At 64.3% G+C, this 7,961-nt stretch carries 6 protein-coding genes and 1 pseudogene; 2 read left to right on the top strand and 5 right to left on the bottom strand.

Features of this window, described 5'->3' with window-relative positions; all coding sequences use genetic code 11:
• From B3849_RS05540 to B3849_RS05525, 4 genes and pseudogenes are all read right to left on the bottom strand, one after another.
• Window positions 1-809 (bottom strand): annotated as a pseudogene (locus B3849_RS05540) (hypothetical protein); the annotation flags it as partial.
• Window positions 806-3,568, bottom strand: a complete 2,763-nt coding sequence (locus B3849_RS05535) for a DUF4159 domain-containing protein (RefSeq protein ID WP_278424957.1) — start codon at window positions 3,566-3,568, stop codon at window positions 806-808. The pseudogene B3849_RS05540 and the gene B3849_RS05535, both read right to left, overlap by 4 nt.
• Window positions 3,565-4,449, bottom strand: coding sequence for a DUF58 domain-containing protein (locus B3849_RS05530; protein WP_278424956.1), 885 nt, complete (start codon window positions 4,447-4,449; stop codon window positions 3,565-3,567). The genes B3849_RS05535 and B3849_RS05530 overlap by 4 nt, the downstream gene beginning before the upstream one ends.
• Window positions 4,446-5,453, bottom strand: a complete 1,008-nt coding sequence (locus B3849_RS05525) for an AAA family ATPase (RefSeq protein WP_005850489.1) — start codon at window positions 5,451-5,453, stop codon at window positions 4,446-4,448. Before B3849_RS05525 ends, B3849_RS05530 begins: the two co-directional genes overlap by 4 nt.
• A 70-nt stretch (window positions 5,454-5,523) precedes the next feature.
• Between B3849_RS05525 and B3849_RS05520 the strand changes: the two genes are divergently transcribed.
• Both B3849_RS05520 and B3849_RS05515 read left to right on the top strand, forming a co-directional pair.
• Window positions 5,524-6,102 carry a DUF1285 domain-containing protein gene (locus B3849_RS05520; RefSeq protein ID WP_005850487.1) on the top strand — a complete coding sequence of 193 codons (579 nt, stop codon included), beginning with the start codon at window positions 5,524-5,526 and terminating at the stop codon, window positions 6,100-6,102.
• A gap of 49 nt (window positions 6,103-6,151) precedes the next feature.
• Window positions 6,152-6,907 carry a hydroxypyruvate isomerase family protein gene (locus B3849_RS05515; protein ID WP_278424955.1) on the top strand — a complete coding sequence of 252 codons (756 nt, stop codon included), beginning with the start codon at window positions 6,152-6,154 and terminating at the stop codon, window positions 6,905-6,907.
• A gap of 25 nt (window positions 6,908-6,932) precedes the next feature.
• Here the strand turns inward: B3849_RS05515 and B3849_RS05510 are convergent.
• The coding region (locus tag B3849_RS05510) for a DNA polymerase (protein ID WP_286779898.1) at window positions 6,933-7,961 on the bottom strand (1,029 nt) is incomplete at its 5' end.

Below are 7,961 nucleotides of genomic sequence, written 5' to 3'. Positions count from 1 at the left end.
ATCTGGATCAGCGCGGCATTGTTGCGGTCCGTCAGCTCTCCTTCGGTCTCGGGCAGCGAGAACCGGATCACATTGCGCCCGCCGTGGGGCAGGGTCACGGGCAGTTCCAGATCTTGCCCCACGGGGACGCGGAAGGTCTGCGGCGGCTCCCCATCGACCGAAATTTCAAGCGGGGCCAGCGCGTCTTTTTGCGGGGCGGCCCCAAGGTCGTCGATGCGCAGGGTCAGGGTCACGGGTTCGCCGATGATGGCAAAGGCAGGGGCGTTGCGGACGGACAGGCGGCGATCCCAATCGCTTTGCTTTCCGGTCATCAACAGATGCATCGGTGCGGGCAGATCGACGGGCAGGTCGGCGTCGTGAATGCGCCCGTCGCTGAGCGCAAGGATGCCTGCGATACGGGCGCGCGGCTCTTCGGCAAGCACCTCTGACAGGGCGGTCATCAGCTGCGTGCCGCTATCGCCTTCTCCATCGGGCACGGTCACGCGGCGCAGTTCCGTATTCTCGCGCGCGGTGATCTGTGCTGCCAGTGTCTCGGCGGCGGCGGCGGTTTGTGCGGGCCGGTCTGCGAGGGATTGGCTGGCGCTTTCGTCTTCCAGCATCACGACGATATCGGTCAGCGGTGCGCGGTCTTCCTGCTGCACGGAGGGGCCAGAAAGCGCCGCCAGAACGACCAGCATCGCCGCCCCCCGCAGCGCCCAGCCTTGTAACCCACGCAGCACCGCCAAGGCAACGGCCGCCAGCGCCAGTGCGGCAACGCCCCATAACATCGGTAGCGGGATCAGCGGGTCGAAGATGATGGTCGATGTCATTGGCCCAACCTGTCCAGCAGCGCAGGCACATGCACCTGATCGGATTTATAGTTGCCGGTCAGCACATGCATGACCAGATTGACGCCGAACCGGTAGGCGAGCTCGCGCTGACGTTCCCCGGCGAAACCGCGCCCGATGGGCACCATCGGCGCGCCGTTCGAGGACACGGCCCAGGCCGCGGCCCAGTCATTGCCACCGATGACAACCGGGCTCACCCCGTCATTCAGATTGCGGAACGGCATCCCCTCTACCTGTTCTGCATCGGGGGGCGATGCCTCTACCCACAGATCGCGCCCGCTGTGCCGTCCGGGAAAGTCCTGCAGCAGATAGAACGTGCGGGTCAGCACGTGATCCGCAGGCAAGGGTTCAAGCGGAGGGATGTCCAGCGGCGCGGCGAGGTCTTGTAGCTTGCGCCCATTGGGGCTGGCAGCTCCGAAGCCCGCGATATTCGCGTCACGTGTGTCGAACAGGATCATCCCGCCGGAGCGCAGATAGTCGTTCAGCTTGCGATAGGCCGCATCCGAAGGGCGGGGCTGATCGGGGGTGATGGGCCAGTATAGCATGGGGAAGAAAGCAAGCTCATCCCGCTCCAGATCCACACCGATGGGGTTGGCAGGTTCGACCGAGGTGCGGAAATAAAGCGTATCCGACAACCCACGCAATCCGGCATCCGACATCTCGTCAACCGACGCGTTGCCGGTGATCACATAGGCCAGCGTCATCTCCGCCGTGGCGTTCAGGGCAAAGCTGTCGTCCGCCTGCGCATCGGCCTGCGTCGGTGCATAGATCAGCGCCGCAAGGATCAGCCCTGCGGCATTGCTGTGCTTGAGCAGCCGACCCGACAAGGACAGCGACGCGATGACATCAGCGAGCAGCAGCAGGATCGACAGGGACAAAAGCCAACCGGCAAGCGGCTGTTCATCGGCCACATCAAGCCCACGTACTGGCACATCCGCTGGCCATGCTGCGGGGGGCAGTGTGGTGTCTGCAACCACCACATTGCGCGCAATACGCCGATCGCCAGAGGCATAGACCCCCGGTTGCAGGTCTGGGCCCGCAGGCGCGGCCATCAGATCAGCCCCGTCCACACCGGGCAGCGTACCCGCGTCAGACAGTGTGCCAAACCCGTCCATCACGCGCAGGGGCGTCCACGTCGTGCCTTGTAGGTCCGAAGCCTCGATACCGGCGGAAGATGAAGAAATCGCTAACCGTTCCATCATCTGCACAAAGAGCCCCGACAGCGGCAGCGTCGACCACTCGGCCGTGGCTGTCACGTGAAACAATACGATCTGCCCCTGTCCTACCTGCTTGCGGGTGACCAGCGGGGTGCCATCGCTTAGCGACGCGATCACACGCTCTGCCAGTGTCGGGTCGGGCTGCGCGACGACCTGGGCCGAGACGGTCACATCCTGCGGTATCTCCAGACCGTAGAAAGGAGAGGACTCGCGGAAGCTGTCCAGCGTTTTCGGGGCACCCCAGCTCATTGCGCCGCCGACACTGCGGCCACCGGCGCGCAGGCGCACAGGCATCAGCGGGTCTTCGGTATCTCGGCTGATGTCGCTGGCAGCGATGCGTGGACCGGCGAAACGCACCAACATGCCACCGGCTTCGATCCAGTCGATCAAGGGGGGCTGCTCTACCTCCGACAGGGTCGCGATATCGGCCAGTACGATCACATCTGGGTTTGCGGGCAGCACATCGCCAATTCCCCCCTCAATCAGATCGGCGGCGGGGGCCAAGGCCTGTTCGATGTAGTGCAGGGGGGACAGCAGCTCCAGCCCCTCGCGGTTTTCGCGTCCGGCGATCAGCCCAACCTCGCGCCGCCGCAACGCATCATCCACCAGCGTCGTCGCCCCGGCGGAGCGTTGGCCCGCGATGTCGAAACGCGTGATCCGCGCGCGCAGCTCTGCGGGCAGGGACAGGGCCGCGCTGGCCTGCGTTGATCCTGCGTCGAATGTGGCCGGAACGCTGGCGAGGACGCGCATATTCCCTGCCGGATCACGGCCCTGTGCAGTGATGGTCACCGACCGCTCAGCGCCAGCAAGGGCGCGCTTGGCGGTCAGTGTAATCGCCCCGTCCTCATAGGTCGCGGGGGCCAGTGCCAGTACGTCTGCGCCAGTCTGATAGACCTCGACGCTGCCCTTGCCCTGAAGCGCATCAAGCATCGCGTCGCGCCCCGCATAGGCCAGCCCGTCGCTGAACCACAGGGTATCGAAACCGCCAAGCGTGTCCGCGATCTCTATCGCGCGGTCAATGTCGGCGGGGGAGGGCTGCCAAGGGGCGGGATCAAACCCGGCCAGGCGGCTGCGCCATGCGTCAGCGGATTGAAAGGCGGGTGCTTCTGGTCGGGTGAGGGTCAGAAAGCCGACAGTGCGTCCAGCGCGTGCCGCACGGGTCAACTGCGCCTCTAGCGCTTCGGTTTGCTGCGGCCAACGCGTGGCTCCCGCCCAAGACCCGTCGAGCACAATCAGCAGCGGGCCGGTGCCTTGGGTCTGTTCCTCTTGCGGGTTCAGGATCGGTCCGGCCAACCCGATGATCAATGCGGCCACCGCCAGCATGCGCAGCAGCAGCAACCACCACGGCGTGCGGTCCGACACGCTTTCATCATCGCTCAGCCCAAGCAGCAGCGCCACACCGGGAAAGCGGCGTAGGATCGGCGCAGGCGGCACCGCGCGCAGGATCAGCCACAGGATCGGCAGCGCCAGAAGCGCCAGCAGCATCCACGGCGCGGTAAAGCCGATGCCCCCCAGAACGGTCATGCTGCCCCCCCGCTGCGCGTATCCAGCGCCGCATAGAGCCACAAAAGCGCCGATTGTGCGGTGCTGTCAGTGTGGTGCAGCCCGTACTGCCAGCCAGCCAGCGCACAAAGCTGCCGCAGCTCTGCCTTGCGCGCGGCGAGCCGTTCCAGATAGCGGTCTTTCAGGTCGTTCGCTTTCAAGGTCTCGTGGCGCAGCGTGCCGCCAACGCTTTCAAAAATGGTGCGGCCGGTGAAGGGGAAGGCCTCCTCCGAGGGGTCCAGCACATGATACAGCACGCCACGCACCCCGCGGTCCGCCGCTTTGGTCAGCGCGGTGGTCACCCCCGCAAGATCCCCCATGAAGTCAGAGATGAACACAGCCCGTGCATGGGGGATCATGGCGCGATGTTCCGGCGGGGCGTAGTCGGCGGCGTCGTCCTGACACAGGGCTTCGGCAAGGCGCAGGATCTGCGGCCTGCCGGATCGCGGGGGCAGGGCGCTGCCGGTCAGCCCGACCCGTTCACCGCCCCGTTGCAGCAGGATCGCCAGCGCCAACCCGATCAGCCGCGCGCGGTCGCCCTTCTGTTCCAGCGCAGCGGTCGAGGCAAAGCGCATGGACGCCCCCTGATCGACCCAAAGCATGACCGACTGCGCGATCTGCCATTCGCGTTCGCGCACGAACTCATGGTCCCCCATGGCCGAACGCCGGTGATCAATGCTGCGACGACTATCCCCGGCCTGTGCCGGACGGTATTGCCAGAAATCATCCCCCACCCCTGCGCGTCGACGCCCATGGGCCCCCAGCAGGACGGCACCGGCCAGATGCTCTGCACGGGCCAGCAGCGCGGGCAAACGGGCGGATTGCTCCTCTGATCGGATGCGAAGGGTGTCGGGGCTGTTCACGCCGCGGCCTTTTTCCCGATCAGGCTGGCAGCGGTTGTGTCAATCAGCGCGGAAAGGCTGTCGCCACGAGCACGCGCCGCAAAGTTCAGCGCCATACGGTGCAGCAACACAGGACGAGCCATATCGATGACATCCTCCGCCGACGGTGCCAGACGCCCCTGCAACAAAGCACGTGCCCGCACCGTCAGCATCAACGCTTGTGCGGCGCGTGGGCCGGGGCCCCACGCCACGGTATCGCGCACTTGCGGGCTGGCATCAGGCCCGTCAGGGCGGAAGGCGCGGACCAGATCAAGGATCAGCTCGACCACCGATTCACCCACCGGCATCTGCCGCAGCAGCGTTTGCGCGGCCAGTAGCTCTGCCGTGGTAAAGACGGGTGCGGCCTGCGCATCGGTATCCCCTGTGGTGGCCAGCAGAATATCCCGCTCTGTCTCCCGGTCGGGGTAGGCCACGTCGATCTGCACCAAAAAGCGGTCAAGCTGGGCCTCGGGCAGCGGGTAGGTGCCTTCCTGCTCAATGGGGTTCTGGGTGGCGAGCACGTGAAACGGATGCCCCAAGGCGCGGTCCTGTCCGGCGACGGTCACGGTCTTTTCCTGCATCGCCTGCAGCAAAGCCGACTGGGTGCGCGGCGAGGCGCGGTTGATCTCATCCGCCATCAGCAACTGGCAAAAGATCGGCCCCTCGACAAAGCGAAACGCGCGGGTGCCATCGGCGGCGGTGTCCAGCACCTCTGACCCCAGAATATCGGCAGGCATCAAATCGGGCGTGAACTGGACCCGATTGCCATCCAGCCCCATCACCGTGCTCAGCGTTTCGACCAGCCGCGTCTTGCCCAGACCCGGCAGACCGATCAGCAGCCCGTGGCCCCCGCACAGCAGGGCCGTCAGCGTCAGATCAACGACCCGTTGCTGCCCGATGAAACGCCGGTTGATCGACGCCTTCGCCTCGGCCAGCTTTTCGCCAAGCGTCTCGATTTCTGCTACCATATCGCGGGCTTGGGTCATGACTTTTGCGTCCTCGGGGTTATATCAGTTAGATGTAAGTGTATCGTGTGAACAGGAAATGGCAAAAGCAATGAGTGGACAAAAAACCGTGACCCCGACAGCAGAAAGCCTTGCCGCCTCTGTTTCCGCCGCCAAAACACGCGGATTGCCGCCGGTTGAAAAGTGGAACCCCCCGTTTTGCGGCGACCTGGACATGGAGATCAAACGCGACGGCACGTGGTTCTACCAAGGCACCCCCATCGGACGCATCGGGCTGGTAAAGCTGTTCGCATCGATTCTGATCCGCGAAGAAGATGATTACTTCCTTGTGACGCCGGTTGAAAAGGTCGGCATCAAGGTCGAGGACGCCCCCTTTGTCGCCATCGATTTCGAGGCCGAAGGCAGTGGCACCGACCAGAGGCTGACCTTCCAGACCAATCTCGAAGACATCGCCGTCGCCGGCCCCGATCTGCCGATCCGAGTTGAGCGCGACCCAGAAGATGGTGAACCCGCGCCCTACGTCCGTATCCGCCGCAACCTGGAGGCGCTGATCGACCGCAAAAGCTTTTACCGACTGGTCGAGCTTGGCGTGCATCACGACGGCTGGTTCGGCGTATGGTCGGGCGGCAGCTTCTTTGGTATTATCCCCTCGGACGAACTGCCCGATTGATCCTGCCTGCCACAGCGCGACAATAGCGGCCCGAACCGGATGATCCTTCATGAAGCCAGCCGCGAACCTTACTCTGCTGTGGCCCGAGCTGCCCTATCTTGACCGTTTTGCCGCCGCCGCAAAGGCGGGGTTTACCGCGGTAGAGGTGCTTTTCCCCTATGATCTGGCCGCCAAAGAGACGCTGCGCGCCTGTGTCGCCAACGGCTTGCAGTTGATCCTGATCAACGCCCCGCCGCCCAATTACACCGGCGGCGCTCAGGGCTTTGCGGCGGTGCCCGAACAGGCGGCGCGTTTCCGCGTCGATATCCAGCGGTCGTTTCGATATGCCACCGCGCTCAAGGCCCGCTATCTGCATGTCATGGCGGGCAATGGGCAAGGCGCGCTGGCGCGGCAAACCTTCATCGACAATCTGATCTGGGCGGCTGATATCGCGCCCAAGGGGCTTACCCTGACGGTTGAACCGCTGAACCCCGTCGCGATGCCGGGGTATTTCATGAACGACTACGCGCTTGCCGCCGATGTGCTGCGTGCTGTGAACCGGCCGAACGTCGGGCTGCAATATGACAGCTACCACGCCCAGATGATCCACGGTGACGCGGTGGCGGTGTTCGATCAATACAAAGATCTGATCGTACATGTGCAGCTTGGCGACGCGCCTGATCGCAGCGCGCCCGGTACGGGTACGGTTGATTTCCCTGCGCTCTTCGCCGCCCTGCGCCGCGCGGGGTATCGCGGCTGGGTCAGTGGCGAATATGTCCCCGGCCCACGGACCGAGGACAGCCTCGGCTGGATGACACTCAGCTAGCCGCAGGGGGGCACTTCAGAGACGATTAATGCGCCTCCGCCCAACTCGCCCCGACGCCCGCATCCACGTCGAGCTTCACATCCAGTTTGACCACCGGATCGGCTGCATTCTCCATCACCTTGCGTGCGGCGGCGATCAGATCGTCCTCGGCCCCTTTCTCCACCTCGAACAGCAATTCATCGTGGACCTGCAACAACATTGTGGCGGGCAGATCCTTGATCGCGTCGGGCATGCGGATCATCGCGCGGCGGATCACATCGGCGGCGGTGCCCTGAATTGGCGCGTTGATGGCCGCCCGTTGGGCAAAACCGGCGCGGGGGCCCTTGGCGCTGATCTCGGGCGTGTGGATCTTGCGCCCGAACAGCGTCTGCACAAAGCCATGCTCTTTGGCGAAAGCCTTGGTGTCATTCATATAGGCGCGGATGCCGGGGAAACGTTCGAAATAGCGGTCGATGAACCCCTGTGCTTCAGCGCGCGGGATACGCAGGTTGCGCGCCAGACCGAAGCCCGAAATGCCATAGATCACGCCAAAGTTGATCGCCTTGGCCTGACGACGCACGTCCGAGGTCATCTCGTCCAGCGGCACGCCGAACATTTCCGAAGCGGTCAGCGCGTGAATGTCGATGCCGTCCTGAAACGCTTGCTTAAGCTCGGGGATATTGGCGATATGCGCCAGAATCCGCAGCTCGATCTGGGAATAGTCAAGTGCGACCAGCGCCTTGCCCGGCTCTGCAACAAAGGCCTCGCGGATGCGCCGCCCTTCTTCGGACCGGATCGGGATGTTTTGCAGGTTCGGATCGGTCGAGGCCAGCCGCCCGGTCGACGCCCCCGCGATGGAATAGGACGTATGCACACGGCCCGTGTCGGGGTTGATGTGATCCTGCAGCGCGTCGGTATAGGTCGATTTCAGCTTGGACAGCTGCCGCCAGTCCAGCACCCGCGCGGGCAGGTCATGTTCTGTCGCGAGGTCCTCAAGCACATCGGCACCGGTGGCATAGGCCCCCGTCTTGCCTTTCTTGCCGCCTTCCAGCCCCATCTCGTCGAACAGGATTTC

This window comes from Sulfitobacter sp. UBA4523 (assembly GCF_002388305.1).
Taxonomy (GTDB): Bacteria; Pseudomonadota; Alphaproteobacteria; order Rhodobacterales; family Rhodobacteraceae; genus Sulfitobacter; species Sulfitobacter pontiacus.
This window is presented reverse-complemented; position numbering and strand designations above follow the sequence as displayed.